Origin of the sequence: Mycobacterium hackensackense (assembly GCF_025822555.1) — a bacterium.
GTDB lineage: Bacteria > Actinomycetota > Actinomycetes > Mycobacteriales > Mycobacteriaceae > Mycobacterium > Mycobacterium fluoranthenivorans.
Genome location: NZ_JACKUC010000029.1, coordinates 35,006 through 49,670 on the forward strand (window position 1 = coordinate 35,006; position 14,665 = coordinate 49,670).

Here is a 14,665-nt window from a genome sequence, read left to right on the forward strand (position 1 = left end):
CCAAAAAACCCCAGCTGATGTGGGGTTTCTGTGGTGGTCCCGACTGGGATCGAACCAGTGACCTTCCGCGTGTGAGGCGGACGCTCTCCCCCTGAGCTACGAGACCGGGGAACGACGTCGAACATTAGCACGGGTACCCGCCGCGGCCGAATCGCACCGGCCAGGGCGCCTTCACAGCCGTTACCCAGCCCGAACGGCGGCGCGCCGGTAGCGTCTGGCCGATGAAGCGCGGGACCGTCGCCCTCATCGCATCGTGGTCGCTACTGACCCTGACGGCGCCCACGGCTGCCGCCGAACCAGGTGGCCTGGTGACCTTCATCTCACCGACTGGCAACGTCGGGTGCATCCTTGACGCCGATTACGCGCGCTGCGACATCATCGACCGGGACTGGAATCCTCCGCCGCGGCCCGTCGACTGCGAACTCGACTACGGCCAGGGCATCGGTATCGCCCCCGGTGAGCGGCCCGCGTTCGTCTGCGCCGGCGACACCACCCTCGGCGGCGAGAAGGTGCTCGCCTACGGCGACTCACTCACCCGCGGGCAACTCAGTTGCGACAGCTCCGAGAACGGCATCTCCTGTCGCGACGCGCGCACCGGCCATGGCTTCTCCCTCGCACGCCAGGTTTACCAGCTGTTTTAGGGCCGATTGCCGTTCCGTTCCAAGTGATTTGTAGTTCGTCGTGTGGTTGGACTAATGTTCCATCCCGCACCGGGTGACGATCTCACCCGAGGCACGCGGATGTAGCGCAGTTGGTAGCGCATCACCTTGCCAAGGTGAGGGTCGCGGGTTCGAATCCCGTCATCCGCTCGAAGGTGCGAATGGCATCAACCCCAGCGGTGGAGTGGCCGAGTGGTGAGGCAACGGCCTGCAAAGCCGTGCACACGGGTTCGATTCCCGTCTCCACCTCCAAGTTGGACCCGGCGCGATTAGCTCAGCGGGAGAGCGCTTCCCTGACACGGAAGAGGTCACTGGTTCAATCCCAGTATCGCGCACCACGTTTCAAGCAGGTCAGCGGCACTAGTTAGAGCTTCTCACTAGATCGCATGCAACATTCATGCAACAGCGGTTCGGGTAGCCCCTAACGAAAGGGCCACCTTTGACCACTCCCCTGATCGACACCGACGCCTCTTGGTCGGCACATCCCGTCGACTCCACTACGCACACGTGCTGCGGCGGGATCGGTACCCACACCCGCGACTGCGAATGGGATGGACCGGTCACCACTATCGAGCAGACCGAACCATGGTCGTGGTCGGCCACCGTAGGTACCTGCGGCTGGCCGCGGGGCGACGGCACCGCATTCGAGGGCGTCTCCTACAAGGGTGAGGTGATCACCCGGGAGACCGCGCGACGGTTGGGTGAGGCTCTGATCGCGGCGGCAGAACAGTGAGGACCGTGTTCGGGCTGCTGCTCGCGGCCGATACAGCGGCGCTATGGTTCCTTACGTCAACGTCAGTATTGGGGGATTTTCATGAGCGAGTTGAAGTATCAGGTTGGCGAGGCGGTCACCTTCTCAAAGGCGCCAGACGACCTCAGCGTCCGCGCAGTCGGCGTCATCACCGAGGCCGGGGTGGAATCGGAGGGTGCGCCAGAACCCCACTACCGGGTCCAACTACAGACCGTGCTGGGCGACGAGCGCCCCGTGGAAGTGTTCTCGGAGTCGGAACTGTCACTTGTCCTATCGAAGCCGCTTGGATGGCACGAAGGATTGCTAACCCGGCTCCATCTCGTGCTTGCCAACGCCGATGGAGACGATCGGTCGACTGAGTACATTTTGTTCCAGGTGCGCGAGGTTATAGCCGAATTCTCGACAGCGAAAAAAGGTGAGGGCGAATGGCAAGAGCTCGCCCTCCTGCTAACGGCCTACCACCTCGGTGGACCAGCCGGCGTCGATCGCGCCGCCAAGCTGCCGTAGCTCCGACATCGACAATCACCCCGGTCATCGCTGACCGGGGTGATTTCGCTTATGTGAGTAGGGATTTCCAGATTTGCCACCCCGCCCCAGAGCATCGCGCCGAGCGAGTACTATCGAACAGGTGTTCGACACCTGGCGGAACCCTCGCACGCTGATCCTGCGGGACGAACCCGTGGAAGTGTTGACCAACCACGTCTGGCCCGATGCCCTGGGCGCGATGTCGCTAGCGCCGGCCGACGTCAGGAACCACGGCCTGTACGTGGATGCGATTGCGCGCGGGCGGTTGCTCGCGTGGGTGCGCCGATCCAACGGCGTGTGGTTGGCCGTGGTGCAGATCGAAGGCCGGTCCCGCGATGGGCAGTCGTCGCTAACGATGACGCTGTGGGTCCTGCCCAACGCGGTGCGGCCGGCGCGGTAAATCAATCACCTCTAAGCGGTATGTTTCGACTGAGCACCCCACCCAACTACCTTCGAGGAAGCGACCCGCACCTTGCCCGCCGAACACCAGGACAAACTAGTCACGCTGCAGGTGATTCCGGAAATCGAATCCTGGTGGGGTGCACAGTTCGATGACTCGCTTATAAATCATATGACTTCTGCTCCCCCGGAGCATTTGCTCGAGTTTAGTGACTACCTGATTCGCGATGCGCCTTGGGCCAGCCTGGAGGCAGTCCGGAAGGGCCAGCTTCGTCCGCTCGTCACCGACAGCATGGCTAACGCTCACGCTTTGGGCGACGCAAACGTGCATTTCAAGCAAGTTCCCATGCTCGCACTCTACTCGCACGAAATTCTGTTGGAATTTCCCGCAATATTCTTCGCGGATTTCGACGAAGTTTCGGATTTCATCGAACTAGGCGAGACTCTAAGACAGATGCTCAATCTTAGTTCGTTGATAAAATCTGGAGTTGTTACATTTTGCTATGATCCAATGCGCAGCAAGAATAGGCACCCGTCTAGAGGTCTATTGACCAGGAAACTGTTAGAAGAGTCGGAATATCCAGAAGTTGTCGCACCATTCGCAAAGCTTGACGCGTTCATGTCGAGTCAGGATCCAGATGTTGCGAGAAGTCTCTTCTTCTTTGGCAACAATGATGTCTCCTACCTCCTTCGAACCGCCACGGACTGGCCCGGATATTTCAACATGTGCAAGCAGGGCTCGGTCGCCACGTTATGTTTGGATGTTCTACTCGCTGCGAGCGGTCTTACGAGATCGGACCGTGGTACGCAGAACATCAACAAATTGCTAGCTTTGGACGTTCCAGGACTATCAGAAATGACAGGAAATATCGCATCTCTGCGAAGTCATTCCGATGAATTCGCGGAGTGGAGATCGAGGCTCAGTGCCGCGCTCTCATCCATCGAAGATATCCAGGAAGGCGACGCGCAGTGGGCACAGATCGCGCGTGATGCGCTTCTGGACGAGCTTTCCCCAATATCAGAGCGCCTGAAGAAGGCGGTTAAACGGTCCCCTGCCATGCAAGCGGCAAGTAGCGGTATGCGCACTTTCAGCCTCGCCGGCATCGGAACGCTGACGTCTAGCCTAATGGGCGGACCGCTGTTGCTGCCTGCAACCGGCCTTGCAACCGCAAAGGTGGTCGAAGCTACCTCCACCTATATCGAAGCTCGTAAGCGATATAGAGCCGACAAAGCGGTGCTCGACATCATAATGGCCTTCGAAGGTATCGAGAGCTAGCAACGACATTGTCAGGCGGTATCCCTCCGACAGGTGACTGTCACCTTGAACGGACCCGTCGCGTTGTTGAACACTCGCGGGCAACCCGTCGATCTGATACGTCACCCCGTCCACGACAACTTCATCGTTGGCCTTCGCGGCCAGGACCGCCGGCACTGGTGGGCACGTCGCCTTCCACGGATCAGCGACCTTGTCGCCGGTCTCGTCAACCGTCTCTGTGGCAGGCAGTGGCCGGAAGCGGCACCCGGGTACGTCTGTGCCCGTGCGCAGCTTGGCCGGTTTCTTGTACCTGTCCAACGCGGTCAGGTCTTGGGTGACCGATACGAACGTGATGGTGGTGCGGCCGAACTTCACGCCACTGCCCACAGCTTCCGGTACGGCGCGACGCTAGCCAGCACGTCGCTATCCAAGTCTTGACTGGCCACGGGTCTGCCCCCGGTTTGGTTGACTCTGATGTGCCCTGGGTTGCATGGAGTCGGTTTGCTTGACTTCTGGTCACGACATCCGCCGAAGGAGCCGTGTCCATGCCCAAGCGTTATCCCGAAGAGTTCCGCCGCAAAGTGCTCGACCTTGTCGCCGCCGGGCGCCCGATCGCGCAGATCGCCGCCGATCTGAATATCAGTGACCAGACGATCTACGGCTGGCGTAAGCAGGAGCTGATCGACACCGGCCAGCTGCCCGGACTCAACCGCGCCGAACTGGCCCAGCTCAGTGCGGCCAACAAACGCATCCGCGAGCTGGAGACTGAGGTCGCCATCCTCAAAAGGGCCCGTGAGCTGCTGCGGGAGCCGCACGACCCAAAAGGCGGTACGCGGCCATAGCCACGATGGCCGCAGAAGGACTTCCGGTGCAGGTCGCGTGCCGGCTGTTGGAGGTGACCGACTCTGGCTACTACGCGTGGCGATCGCGGGCTCCATCTCAACGGGCGCTGCGCCACGCGTGGCTGACCGAGCAGATCCGAGCCGTGCACACCGCCTCACGGGGCACCTACGGCGCCCGCCGGGTTCATGCCGAACTAACCCTCGGGTTGGGTCTGCAAGTCGGCCACAACCAGGTAGAGATGCTGATGGCCCGCGCGACCATCAAGGGCCTACCGGGTACCCGCCGTCCCCGCCCCCGTCACGAGACTCCCACGGCGACTGATCTGGTTGAGCGAATGTTCACCCGTGATGCCCCAAATCGGTTGTGGGTCACCGATATCACCGAACATCGCACCTACGAAGGAAAAGTGTTATGTGCGGTGGTGCTGGACACGTTCTCCAGGCGCGTGGTCGGCTGGTCGATCGATTCGAGTCAGACCTCAGCCTTGGTCACCAATGCGCTGGGGATGGCCATCGCTAACCGTGACCCGCAGGCCGGTGGGATCATTCATTCGGATCACGGAGTGCAATTCACCTCCTGGGCCTTCACCGATCGGGCCAAACGGTCCGGGTTGGTCCCATCGATGGGTTCGATCGGCGACTGCTACGACAACGCGATGATCGAATCATTCTGGGGCAGAATGCAAACCGAACTACTCAACCGAAAACGCTGGAAAACGCGGATCGAACTCGCCAATGCGATCTTCGACTACCTGGAGATCTTCCACAACCGCCAACGGCGTCACTCCGCCCTCGGCATGCGCACACCGATAGAGTTCGAACTGCTACACCAATCCGCCCAACCCGTGGCCTGAAACCAAGCCTGGCGACACCACCAACCCCAGGGCACATCATCCTGCATTCGCCACTAAGCGATGGCCGCCGCTAGCCCTCAGGTGTGTCGTCATAGATCACGGTTGCGACCACGTCGATGTTCGGTTCGCTCGGGAAGAACCACTGGACATCGATCACTGGGCCATACGCGACGCCGAGGACAGCGACGTTCTCACCGATGGCGGGGACCTGGGCGACTTCAAAGACCTTGCCCTGCGTATTTGAGTTTCTGGCGACGTTGATTCTCATTGCGTGAGATTACCGGTGGGTCTCTCACGCGCGCGGTCAATTCGGTGTGAGGTGAGCCCGTCGTAGTGATCTGGACCACCAAACGGGTCCCCCTCACCGCTGTCGGTGCCTGCCGCTACCGTCTCTGGCCATGAGCGATGCAGCAGCGTGGGCCGTAACAGCCGCCAGCAAGTTCCGCGAGGTCGCGCGGACCACAGAGAATCCGACCACGAAGCTCCTCGCTGAAGGAGCTAACTGCCCTGGCGCAGGCCATTAGGGGACTTGGACAGCCCCACCGACTGAGGCTCGGTGTGTGCCGGACACACTCCTGTGGCTAGCTGTTTGCGTGTATTACGCGTTTGTCGCTGCGCTGATTCAGCCTGAACTTTTGAATCGTGCTGTTCGCGCATGGGCAAGGTAATTGCCGAGGCAAAGGACCCCTGCAATATCCGGTCAACTGTGCCGCGACGTACCGTCAGCACCTCATCACGCGCGTTAATCCTGGCGCCGCCTTAAGCAGGTTCATCGTAAGCAGCCGCGCCGCGGCCGCCGAGTCGAGCCGTTCCCGAAGATCTTTACCGGCGGCCGTCCACGCCCGACCAGCCGCGGCTCGGGGTTGTCCCTGTCAGGCTCCAATTCAGTTGCGACGATGCGGGTTACATTGCTCGGCACAGCGAAAACAGTAGACCGCTCATCATTCATTGGATGACACCGCAAGCTGGGCGGTGGCGGAGCGCACTCCTTCGGTTCCATCGATGTCGCGCGCCAGGCCGCGCCGTCGCGGGTGTGTCAGCTGCTCATCCATTCCCATGCCAAAGCTGTGCCCCGCATTTACGCTGCATATGCACACCAACGCAAGGGCGGCGGTGAGGGGAGAGGGAGCGCAATGACGTCTCAGCCGATACCGCCAACTCCGAATGCACAGTCTTTGCCCATTGTCGGCGCCTCGATTGTTCTTGCGACTGCACTTGGATTCTTATTCAATGCAATTCACGCTCCAGACTCAGTACAAGCTAGCGTGCTGGCGGTAGCGGTGGGGCTACCCGCGGCAGTCGCGTATCACCGTCAAAGTGCGCAGCGGGATAAAGTCGCAGACTTCGCGCAAATCGCGCAGGGACAGCTGCGACGTCCTATCGGTCTCGTAGTAATACTGTTAGCCAGCTTGCTTCTTTTTGGATGGGGCGTTTCGGCGTGGATAGGCCTCCATCTTTTTAAGCCTGTTATCGGCTCGTGGCCGGCATGGTCGATTTGCGGGTTCACGCTCGCCTGGATTCTAAGTTTCTTGCTCGCTTCCTACGCTTCGCACTACATCGCAAAACACACCTATCGATGGACAACCGTTTCGGCAGGGCTGGTGGCTGTCATTCTCGTGCTTGCCTTTGTCGGTGACCCGTTTGTTCAGCGCGCACAGGGCCTGAACCTCGTACTGCGAATCCTCATGTGCGTGGTGGCTGTCACCGGCTTCGTAGGAGCCTGCCTCATCGGTACCTGGCACGGACGACGTCATCACGACGAGTTTCTTAAGAAGAAGCTCGAACGAATCGAGCGCAGCGCCGCTCAGCGGGGAGTAGTCCTCACCGGAACGCCAACGCAAGAAGTCAACGCAGCACCGGCGTCACGTAACCATCCCGCCAGCCAGCAGGCCGAGGCTCTACCTGGGTCAGATCTGGTAAGCCTGTTGAGCAGGCTAGCTGAATTGCGAGACGCCGGTGTACTGACTGAAACCGAGTTCCAAGCTAAGAAGGCTGAGATCCTCGCACGGATGTAACCCTAAATCGGCCACCATCGGCCAGCGCCGTGCGGAAGTGTTACGCCATGGCTATCCCCGAACCATTTCTAGCGACCTGCAACGATCTCGAAGCCCGTCTCGCGCAGAACCCAACCGACCGCGTACGACTTGAATCAACTCTCAGGTCTGGTGCGCCAATGGGTCTGCTGCACGATTAGTTGACAGTTTGACCTGACTCGCCGGTGCTCGTCGCGGGATGTGGATGGTCCACCATCCCCCGGCTAGGCAGATAGATCGACCGCTCATACGGGATGGCCGCTGAAGCCCAAAAACGATGGCCGAGTCGCAATCATCTAGCCAGTCAATTAACACCGCGACGAAGTAGAGTTCAGGCCCGTGCTACGGAACGTGAGTCACTGGCTGAAATGGCATGTATCTGCTCGTGGGCTGATGGTCACGGCAGCAGCCGCGGTCGTCGCGGGAGGTGTGGCGCTCGTTCTCCTCCACTCACCCAGAACCCCTCCGTACGTTCCGAAAACAACGGAGCCGACGTCCACCACACTCTCGCCATCGACTACCGAAGCCCCCGTGACCACCATCGAACCCACCACGACGGTGGCACCGACGACGACCGCACCGCCGGCAACCGAAGAGCCCTGGACATCAGAGGCTCCGTGGACACCGACCTCCCAGGAGCCGGCGACGACCACCCCGTCGACCACCACTCCGCACCCGACCCAAAGTAGACATGTCAAACCCCCGGAGAAGCCCACTTACATGCCCGGGCAGGTCCATTCCTGAGCACCCGACCAGGGTTCCAGCGCGGCTGCGCGCACCGAGAGTGAAAACCGGTTGAGTCCGGATGCCCCTTCACGAGAAAATGAGCCCATGACAGATCTCCTCGAGGTGAGCGGCCCCGCGTCGCTGGCTGCGCTGGTGTCTGCCCTCGCCCCCGGCCAACCGCGCCCGCTGGGCCACATTGCGAGCCTGTGGCTCGAGCACCAAACAGTCTTTGCGGTGGCGCATTTCGACGCCCTCGAGTACTGGCCGTTCACCATCAGCGTCCAACCCACCAGCCTGGGCCACGCAGGCGATGTCCGGCGAGAATCGAAGCGCCTGAGCCACCGCCTGCGTTCAGCCGGCTGGACCGTGCGACATGCACGCGCCGACGACCGCGCCATCGCCTGAGCTCAGAAGCCGAACGCGCTGATCCGTTTCCCGATGGTCACCAGCCGTGCGCGCCTTCAGTTTCCGCCACCACCGCAACCTCCGCCACCACCGCACCCGCCGTGACCCCCGCATCCGCCGTGCCCGTGCCCGTGCCCGTGCCCGTGCCCATGGTCGGACCCGCCCACGCCACCGGCGCCCCAGAACCCGGCAGCGCCACCGGCCGCACCACGTCCATAACGGGATGTGCTCCGCAGATTGCGAGCCTCACGGCGGTACCGCTCCAACGGCGTCTCCCGAGCCCGTTGGTCGGCACGTCGGCGCCGAACCGTCAGCACTGCTGCCGCTACGCACACCAGCAGCACAACGCTCACCAGAATGACGCCCATGGACGAACGCTACGCGCGGATGCTCCGTCGGCCTACCCGCTGAACGAATGAATTCCGACGGTCTCTAGACCATCGGAAACCTCGAAGCGATCGCGTCGGCCAGCCGATTGAGCGTCGCCAACTCGGCCTCCTTCATCTTGATGGCCCGCTGTAGCCGGCTCACGCCGAACTCGACGCCGTTGAGTTCCCGTTTGGCCAGCGAGGCCCGCTGATGCGCGAGATCCTCGGTGACCGCCGCCCGCAACTCATCGAGCAAATCCACGTAATACTCGGCCTGGCGCACGTCACCGCGGTGGGCGGCAACCGGCTGCAGGGCATGCGCGGCGGTGTTCAGCATCTGTGCACAGTCTCAGCCCGATATTGCCCAGACGCAGCAATCGATTCACCACGGTGTCACCATTTCTTCACGACGGCCCAAGGCACGGTGTGAGCACTATCGTGAGACCGTGCGAAAGCGGCGCCCACCCCACCTCGGGCACACCAGTGCGGCGGTGGCCGAGTTGTCCCTGCCCGACGCGGTGTTCAAAACGTGTCCGTGGCAGCCGCGGGAACTGATCGAGACCGGACTGCGGCAATGGCTCAGGTGTTGTGGCGCCGCACTGCGCGACGGCCAGGTGATCGGCATGCCGTCACACGCGGTCGACGAGGCCTGGCACGGGCTCATCCTCTGCACCGCCCGCTACGCGACGTTCTGCGACCGGGCCTACGGCCGCTTCCTGCACCATCACCCGGACGGGGACGCACCCGCCGGCGGCGACTCGATGTCAGAACAACTGCGCCGCACCATCATTGCCTGGTCTCTGGTCGCCGAACCGGGCGAGCAATGCGTGCTGTGGGACCTGGATCGCCGCGTCGACGTAGAGCACCCGTGGGGCGTCGACGCCACCCGGGTGCGCGAAATCGAGAGCGCGCTGGCCAGACGCTAGCGACGCAATCGAAACGCGTAGACCGCGATGCCCACCCCGATCAGAGCCGTGACGGGACCGATGATCGACCACGTGGTCGTGTTGCTCATCGGACTGCCCTGCAACGCGCCGAAGCCCTGCAGTGCCCACACCGTGCCGAAGAACGCCAGCACCACGCCGATACCGATCACCAGATAACGCACGCCTCCACAGTAGGCCCGAAAAGAGAAGGCCGGGTGCCAGACTGCAGCCATGACAGAACGCATCGAAGTGAGTCGCACCATCGCCGAGCCCGCTGCCGCGATCTTCGCGGTGCTGACCGATCCGCAGGGTCACGTGGCGATCGACTCGTCCGGGATGCTGCAGGACGCCGACGGCGAGCGGGTAACGGCGGTCGACGACAGCTTCACGGTGCACATGGATCGCGAGTCACTCAACGATTTCCCCTTGGGCCGCTACGACGTCACCGTCCGCATCACCGAATTCGAGCCGGACCGACTGATCGCCTGGACCATTCTGGGCCAGCTCAAACCGCAGATCGGCCACGTCTACGGCTACCGTCTGGAGCCCGGCACCGACGGCACGGTCGTCACCTCGTTCTACGACTGGTCACAGATCGACCCGAAATGGCGTGAGGCCGGCATCTTTCCGGTGATCTCGGAGAGCGCGCTACGCGCCACCCTGGGCATCCTGGAGCGCGCCGTCCGACGCGGCTACCCGAAATCGTCAACCATCAGTTGACGATTTCTTGGAGTCAACCTACGGTTGACGCATGAGCGACACCACCTCATCCGTCAGCCTCGACACCCTCATCCGCGCCATCAAGTCGGTCCACGGCGACGCGCTCGACCAACTCGCCGACGCCATGCTGGCCGCCGAACATCTCGGCGATGTGGCCGATCACCTCATCGGCCACTTTGTCGATCAGGCCCGGCGCTCCGGCGCCTCCTGGACCGACATCGGCGCCCGGATGGGCGTCACCAAACAGGCCGCACAGAAACGCTTCGTCCCCAAGGGCGACACCATCGACCCCAATGAGGGCTTCGCCCGATTCACCCCGCGGGCCCGCGCCGCCGTCGTCGCCGCCCAGGATGCCGCCCGCGACGCCGGCAACACCGAGATCACCCCCGAGCACCTCATCCTCGGACTGCTCGCCGATGAGGGATCGCTGGGTGTCGCCGCCGTCAAAGCCCAGGGCATCGACACCGCCACGATCCGCGATGCGGTGCAGTTGCCTCCCGACACCGGCGAGAAACTCCACCTGGTCCCGTTCAGCGGTCCCGCCAAGAAAGTCCTGGAACTGACCTTCCGCGAGGCGCTTCGGCTGGGCCACAACTACATCGGGACCGAGCACCTGCTGCTGGCATTGCTGGAATCCGAAGACGGCACCGGTCCCCTGCACAGCGTCGGCATCGACAAGGTCCGCACCGAGACCGATGTGGTCGCGTTGCTTTCCGCACTACCGGGAATGAATCAGGCCACCACGGAGTAGAAGATGCCATGACACTCAACGACGCGGCACGTGCACTGATCGGAGCGGGCGCCGACGCCACGCTCGTCACCATCAACCCCGACGGCAGTCCGCAGGTATCGGTGGTCTGGGTGGCCGTGCAATCCACTCCCGACGGTGACGAACTGGTGGCCGCGCACCTGTCCGAGAGCTACAAGAAGGTACGCAACGTGCGCCGCGAGCCCAACGTCGCGGTGACCATCCTGGCCTCGCCGAAGCCCGGGCAGCAGCGCGAGTACCTGTCCGTGAACGGAACCGCCCGGATCGTCGAGGGCGGGGCGCCGGAACTGCTCAAGGACCTGGCCATCGCACTGCTGGGCTCCGACGAACACTTCCCCCCGCCCAACTCCCCCGAAGGTTTCCTCACCCGGATCCGCATCGACTCGATCGGCGGCCACGGCCCCTGGGTGGAGTAAAGCTCCGACGCGCGGCAAACCATGTGCCAAGATGCCAGACATGCTTCGGATGATGTCGGTAGTGCTTGCTGGTTTGACGGCGGTGATGGCCGTCGGGCTGGCTCCGGCAGCCCCGGCCGCACCGCCGGCCGCCGCTCCCATCACCCCGATCGGCAATCTGGGTGACACCCTGCACGTGCAATTCGACGATTTCGCCGCCGACGTCACCGTGCACGACGTCGTCCCCACAGACGTGCCGCCGGGCTGGACCTGGAACGGCTCGCCGCGCTGGCGGGCCACCGGCGGACCGTGGAAGGCGCCGATCACCGTGCACGTCCTCTCGGCGCCCAACCCGTACAAGCTGGCGATCGCGACCACGTTCAGCGGTGTCACCCCCTACGCCGACGCCTACACCGCCAAGCACACCGACGCGCCGGACTCGCTGGAGACTGCGCTGCTCAACGCTGCGCCCGGGTCAACCGTCAACGGCGCGATCTACTGGGATGTGTACCGCGGCCTGGTGACCAACGTGGTGATGCTCAACCCGCAGACGGGAACCCACCTGGCGCAGTGGAACATCTGGCAGCCCGGCACCCCGCTACCGTAAGGCGCATGCGCGTCGAGTCAGCCACCCCTGCGGATCTGCCCGAACTGGCCGAGGTTGCCGCGACCACCTTCCCGCTGGCCTGCCCACCCGCGGTGTCGCCTGACAATGTCGCGGCCTTCGTCGCGGACCACCTCGCAGTGGAGAACTTCGCGAAGTATCTCGACGACCCCGCCCGGGTGGTGCTGATCGCGCGCGATGACACCCGAATCCTGGGCTATGCCATGCTGATTCGGGGCGTACCCGACGATCCCGAGGTGGCCGGCGCGGTCACGCTGCGGCCGGCGGTGGAACTGTCCAAGATGTATGCCCTGCCCGATGTGCACGGCGCCGGGGTCTCCGCGGCGCTGATGGTCGAGGTGCTGGCCCACAGCACGGCGCTCGGGGCGGCGTGCGTGTGGCTGGGCGTCAACCAGGAAAACCAACGGGCCCAACGCTTCTACGCCAAGTCGGGATTCACCGTCAGCGGCACCAAGACGTTCCGGCTGGGCGGGCATGTCGAGAACGACTACGTGATGGTGCGACCGCTGTAACGATTCCCGGGTCGCTGCGCTCCTGCCCTCCGCTACGAAACCTGGGCGGCCGCGGTCAGCGCCAGCAGACGCGACGTGGCACGCAGGTACTTCTTGCGGAACCCACCGGCCAGCATCTCCTCGCTGAAGATGGTGTCCAGCTTGGTGCCCGAGGCCAGAATCGGCACGCCCGCGTCGTAGAGCCGGTCGGTCAGCGCCACCAACCGCAGCGCCACACTCTGATCGGTGATCGGGTGCACACCGGTGATGAACACCTCGTCGACCCCGTCGATCAACGCGTGATACCGCGACGGGTGCATGGTCGCCAGGTGGGCACACAGCGCGTCGAAATCGTCCAGCGTCGCCCCCGACACCCCGACCGCCCGAGTGCGCACATCCTCGTCGGACAGCGGTTCCGGAGCGGGCGGCAGCCCACGGTGCCGGTAGTCCGGCCCCTCGACCCGCACGGTGGTGAAGATCGAGGCCAGCGTGTTGATCTCGCGCAGGAAATCCTGCGCGGCGAACCGGCCCTCACCGAGTTGCTCGGGCAGCGTGTTGGAGGTGGCCGCGATCGACACCCCGCGCTCCACCAGCGCCGAGAGCAACCGGGAGATCAGCGTGGTGTTGCCCGGGTCGTCGAGTTCGAACTCGTCGATACACACCACCACGTACTCGGCGAGCAGATCGATGCACTCGGTGAAACCGAACACCCCGGCCAACTGGGTCAGCTCGCCGAAGGTCGCGAACGCCGTCGGCGCCACCTCGGCGTTCGACAGCGCGTAATAGGTGGAGGCCAGCAGGTGCGTCTTGCCGACACCGAACCCACCGTCGAGGTAGACCCCGACTCCGGGCAGCACCTCCCGTTTGCCGAACAGCTTCTTCTTGCCCGCGCGCCGCTCCAGCGCCTGCTCGGTGAACGTGCGGCACTTGACCACAGCGGCGGCCTGCGACGGCTCGGCCGGATCTGGACGGTACGTGTCGAAACTGACATCGGCGAACGTCGGCGGCGGTACCAACCGTGCGACCAGCTGTTCCGGTGTGACCTTGGGATGCCGATCCACCAGAGCTTCGACGCCTGCGCCGCTTTGCATGTCGTGCACCCTATCGACGTGCTGCAATGATCCCCATGTCGGATGCCGCTGCTGGGACGGAACTCACAACACTGCAACCCGCCGACGGCGCCACCGACAGCGGGCTGGCCAGGCAGTATGCCTATCCCGACGCACTGACCACCTGCTGGGTTCGGGCCAACTTCGTCACCAGCCTGGACGGCGCGGCCACCACCGGCGGCCGCTCGGGCGGGCTCGGGGGTGCCGGGGACCGGGCACTGTTCGGACTGATGCGCGAACTCGCCGATGTCGTGGTCGTCGGTGCCGGGACGGTCCGTACCGAGAACTATTCGGGCGCACAGCTGGGCGCCGGCGAGCGTGCCGCGCGCCAAGACCGCGGCCAGGCCGAGGTGCCCCCCATCGCGATCGTCACCCGGTCGGCGCAGCTCAACCACGACCTACTGGTGTTCACCCACACCGAGATCCCACCGCTCGTGCTGACCTCCCACAACGCCGCCATCGACGCCCGAACCCGGCTGTCCGGGCTGGCCGCGGTGCACGACTGTTCGGCCGGTGACCCCGATGAGGTGGACCCGCACGCCATGGTCGCCACCCTGGCCGGGCTCGGGTTGACCCGGGTGCTCACCGAGGGTGGTCCCAGCCTGCTCGGCACCTTCATCGCCGCCGACCTGCTCGACGAGCTGTGTCTGACCATCGCGCCGTTCGTCGTCGGCGGTAAAGCCAAACGGGTCACCGACAGCCCGACCGAAGCGCTGCACCGGATGCAGCGCCGGCATGTGCTCACCGATTCGGAGGGCTACCTCTACACGCGCTACAGCCGTGCGGCGCACGAGTCCTCTGCGTGACCATCGC

The 14,665-nt window shown here is 63.7% G+C and carries 20 protein-coding genes, 4 tRNA genes and 1 pseudogene; 19 read left to right on the forward strand and 6 right to left on the reverse strand.

All coding sequences use genetic code 11. The features are described from left to right. Positions 1-31: 31 nt before the first annotated feature. Positions 32-106: transfer RNA gene (locus tag H7J86_RS03235), tRNA-Val, on the reverse strand. A 115-nt stretch (positions 107-221) separates the two neighbouring features. Here H7J86_RS03235 and H7J86_RS03240 point away from each other — a divergent pair. From H7J86_RS03240 to H7J86_RS03280, 9 genes and pseudogenes are all read left to right on the forward strand, one after another. Continuing rightward, on the forward strand, positions 222-641 hold the full coding sequence (locus H7J86_RS03240; RefSeq protein ID WP_267289367.1) for a DUF6636 domain-containing protein: 420 nt from the start codon (positions 222-224) through the stop codon (positions 639-641). A 95-nt stretch (positions 642-736) separates the two neighbouring features. Then, positions 737-809, forward strand: a tRNA-Gly gene (locus H7J86_RS03245). A 28-nt stretch (positions 810-837) separates the two neighbouring features. Continuing rightward, positions 838-911 (forward strand) — tRNA-Cys (locus H7J86_RS03250). 11 nt (positions 912-922) lie between these two features. Beyond that, positions 923-997 (forward strand) — tRNA-Val (locus H7J86_RS03255). A 101-nt stretch (positions 998-1,098) separates the two neighbouring features. After that, a complete protein-coding gene (locus H7J86_RS03260; protein ID WP_090356403.1) occupies positions 1,099-1,392 on the forward strand; it encodes a hypothetical protein in 294 nt (97 codons plus the stop codon). A gap of 81 nt (positions 1,393-1,473) precedes the next feature. Then, positions 1,474-1,917, forward strand: a complete 444-nt coding sequence (locus H7J86_RS03265) for a hypothetical protein (protein WP_090356405.1) — start codon at positions 1,474-1,476, stop codon at positions 1,915-1,917. A 121-nt stretch (positions 1,918-2,038) separates the two neighbouring features. Further along, a complete protein-coding gene (locus tag H7J86_RS03270) occupies positions 2,039-2,335 on the forward strand; it encodes a hypothetical protein (RefSeq protein WP_235632799.1) in 297 nt (98 codons plus the stop codon). A 72-nt stretch (positions 2,336-2,407) separates the two neighbouring features. After that, complete coding sequence (locus H7J86_RS03275; protein ID WP_139169917.1) at positions 2,408-3,610, forward strand: hypothetical protein; 1,203 nt, start codon at positions 2,408-2,410, stop codon at positions 3,608-3,610. A 524-nt stretch (positions 3,611-4,134) separates the two neighbouring features. Next, a pseudogene (locus H7J86_RS03280) lies at positions 4,135-5,285 on the forward strand (IS3 family transposase). Between the two features lie 70 nt (positions 5,286-5,355). Here the strand turns inward: H7J86_RS03280 and H7J86_RS03285 are convergent. Beyond that, on the reverse strand, positions 5,356-5,553 hold the full coding sequence (locus H7J86_RS03285) for a hypothetical protein (RefSeq protein ID WP_090356409.1): 198 nt from the start codon (positions 5,551-5,553) through the stop codon (positions 5,356-5,358). Between the two features lie 865 nt (positions 5,554-6,418). Here H7J86_RS03285 and H7J86_RS03290 point away from each other — a divergent pair. The 3 genes from H7J86_RS03290 (at position 6,419) to H7J86_RS03300 (ending at position 8,449) form a co-directional block, all read left to right on the forward strand. Then, the gene (locus H7J86_RS03290; protein ID WP_220388624.1) at positions 6,419-7,300 is read left to right on the forward strand and encodes an SHOCT domain-containing protein; all 882 of its coding nucleotides are present in this window, start codon (positions 6,419-6,421) and stop codon (positions 7,298-7,300) included. 549 nt (positions 7,301-7,849) lie between these two features. Next, the gene (locus H7J86_RS03295; protein WP_139169919.1) at positions 7,850-8,062 is read left to right on the forward strand and encodes a hypothetical protein; all 213 of its coding nucleotides are present in this window, start codon (positions 7,850-7,852) and stop codon (positions 8,060-8,062) included. 87 nt (positions 8,063-8,149) lie between these two features. Then, entirely contained in the window at positions 8,150-8,449 is a 300-nt protein-coding gene (locus H7J86_RS03300; RefSeq protein WP_090356413.1) for a hypothetical protein, read from the forward strand. A gap of 37 nt (positions 8,450-8,486) precedes the next feature. Here the strand turns inward: H7J86_RS03300 and H7J86_RS03305 are convergent, their stop codons facing one another. Together H7J86_RS03305 and H7J86_RS03310 are read right to left on the reverse strand one after the other, a co-directional pair. Then, on the reverse strand, positions 8,487-8,699 hold the full coding sequence (locus tag H7J86_RS03305) for a hypothetical protein (RefSeq protein WP_267289369.1): 213 nt from the start codon (positions 8,697-8,699) through the stop codon (positions 8,487-8,489). 182 nt (positions 8,700-8,881) lie between these two features. Continuing rightward, the gene (locus H7J86_RS03310; protein WP_090356416.1) at positions 8,882-9,154 is read right to left on the reverse strand and encodes a hypothetical protein; all 273 of its coding nucleotides are present in this window, start codon (positions 9,152-9,154) and stop codon (positions 8,882-8,884) included. A 109-nt stretch (positions 9,155-9,263) separates the two neighbouring features. On the opposite strand from H7J86_RS03310, the gene H7J86_RS03315 reads away from it, so the two are divergent. Beyond that, entirely contained in the window at positions 9,264-9,743 is a 480-nt protein-coding gene (locus tag H7J86_RS03315) for a UCP032817 domain-containing protein (RefSeq protein WP_267289371.1), read from the forward strand. Here the strand turns inward: H7J86_RS03315 and H7J86_RS03320 are convergent. Next, positions 9,740-9,925 (reverse strand): hypothetical protein, encoded by a 186-nt coding sequence (locus tag H7J86_RS03320; RefSeq protein WP_090357213.1) that lies wholly within the window; start codon positions 9,923-9,925, stop codon positions 9,740-9,742. The two genes, H7J86_RS03315 and H7J86_RS03320, sit on opposite strands and share 4 nt — an antisense overlap. 49 nt (positions 9,926-9,974) lie before the next feature. Between H7J86_RS03320 and H7J86_RS03325 the strand changes: the two genes are divergently transcribed. The 5 genes from H7J86_RS03325 to H7J86_RS03345 are packed head-to-tail and all read left to right on the forward strand — an operon-like array spanning position 9,975 to position 12,764. After that, positions 9,975-10,463, forward strand: coding sequence for an SRPBCC family protein (locus H7J86_RS03325; protein ID WP_267289373.1), 489 nt, complete (start codon positions 9,975-9,977; stop codon positions 10,461-10,463). A 31-nt stretch (positions 10,464-10,494) separates the two neighbouring features. Continuing rightward, positions 10,495-11,214 (forward strand): Clp protease N-terminal domain-containing protein, encoded by a 720-nt coding sequence (locus tag H7J86_RS03330; protein WP_267289375.1) that lies wholly within the window; start codon positions 10,495-10,497, stop codon positions 11,212-11,214. A gap of 8 nt (positions 11,215-11,222) precedes the next feature. Beyond that, positions 11,223-11,648 carry a PPOX class F420-dependent oxidoreductase gene (locus tag H7J86_RS03335; protein WP_267289377.1) on the forward strand — a complete coding sequence of 142 codons (426 nt, stop codon included), beginning with the start codon at positions 11,223-11,225 and terminating at the stop codon, positions 11,646-11,648. A 52-nt stretch (positions 11,649-11,700) separates the two neighbouring features. After that, complete coding sequence (locus H7J86_RS03340) at positions 11,701-12,234, forward strand: hypothetical protein (protein ID WP_372517216.1); 534 nt, start codon at positions 11,701-11,703, stop codon at positions 12,232-12,234. 5 nt (positions 12,235-12,239) lie between these two features. After that, entirely contained in the window at positions 12,240-12,764 is a 525-nt protein-coding gene (locus tag H7J86_RS03345; protein ID WP_267289378.1) for a GNAT family N-acetyltransferase, read from the forward strand. Between the two features lie 32 nt (positions 12,765-12,796). Here the strand turns inward: H7J86_RS03345 and zapE are convergent, their stop codons facing one another. Beyond that, on the reverse strand, positions 12,797-13,834 hold the full coding sequence (gene zapE, locus H7J86_RS03350) for a cell division protein ZapE (protein WP_187099088.1): 1,038 nt from the start codon (positions 13,832-13,834) through the stop codon (positions 12,797-12,799). Positions 13,835-13,869: 35 nt separating this feature from the next. Here zapE and H7J86_RS03355 point away from each other — a divergent pair, with 35 nt between their 5' ends. Further along, complete coding sequence (locus H7J86_RS03355; RefSeq protein WP_267290557.1) at positions 13,870-14,658, forward strand: pyrimidine reductase family protein; 789 nt, start codon at positions 13,870-13,872, stop codon at positions 14,656-14,658. Positions 14,659-14,665: the final 7 nt, after the last annotated feature.

Bases quoted from the DNA above. Each gene is read 5' to 3' on its own strand.
- H7J86_RS03240 (WP_267289367.1), top strand. From the start codon at position 222: ATGAAGCGCGGGACCGTCGCCCTCATCGCATCGTGGTCGCTACTGACC.
- H7J86_RS03265 (WP_090356405.1), top strand. From the start codon at position 1,474: ATGAGCGAGTTGAAGTATCAGGTTGGCGAGGCGGTCACCTTCTCAAAG.
- H7J86_RS03285 (WP_090356409.1), bottom strand. From the start codon at position 5,553: ATGAGAATCAACGTCGCCAGAAACTCAAATACGCAGGGCAAGGTCTTT.
- H7J86_RS03290 (WP_220388624.1), top strand. From the start codon at position 6,419: ATGACGTCTCAGCCGATACCGCCAACTCCGAATGCACAGTCTTTGCCC.
- H7J86_RS03300 (WP_090356413.1), top strand. From the start codon at position 8,150: ATGACAGATCTCCTCGAGGTGAGCGGCCCCGCGTCGCTGGCTGCGCTG.
- H7J86_RS03310 (WP_090356416.1), bottom strand. From the start codon at position 9,154: ATGCTGAACACCGCCGCGCATGCCCTGCAGCCGGTTGCCGCCCACCGC.
- H7J86_RS03325 (WP_267289373.1), top strand. From the start codon at position 9,975: ATGACAGAACGCATCGAAGTGAGTCGCACCATCGCCGAGCCCGCTGCC.
- H7J86_RS03330 (WP_267289375.1), top strand. From the start codon at position 10,495: ATGAGCGACACCACCTCATCCGTCAGCCTCGACACCCTCATCCGCGCC.
- H7J86_RS03335 (WP_267289377.1), top strand. From the start codon at position 11,223: ATGACACTCAACGACGCGGCACGTGCACTGATCGGAGCGGGCGCCGAC.
- H7J86_RS03340 (WP_372517216.1), top strand. From the start codon at position 11,701: ATGTCGGTAGTGCTTGCTGGTTTGACGGCGGTGATGGCCGTCGGGCTG.
- H7J86_RS03345 (WP_267289378.1), top strand. From the start codon at position 12,240: ATGCGCGTCGAGTCAGCCACCCCTGCGGATCTGCCCGAACTGGCCGAG.
- zapE (WP_187099088.1), bottom strand. From the start codon at position 13,834: ATGCAAAGCGGCGCAGGCGTCGAAGCTCTGGTGGATCGGCATCCCAAG.
- H7J86_RS03355 (WP_267290557.1), top strand. From the start codon at position 13,870: ATGTCGGATGCCGCTGCTGGGACGGAACTCACAACACTGCAACCCGCC.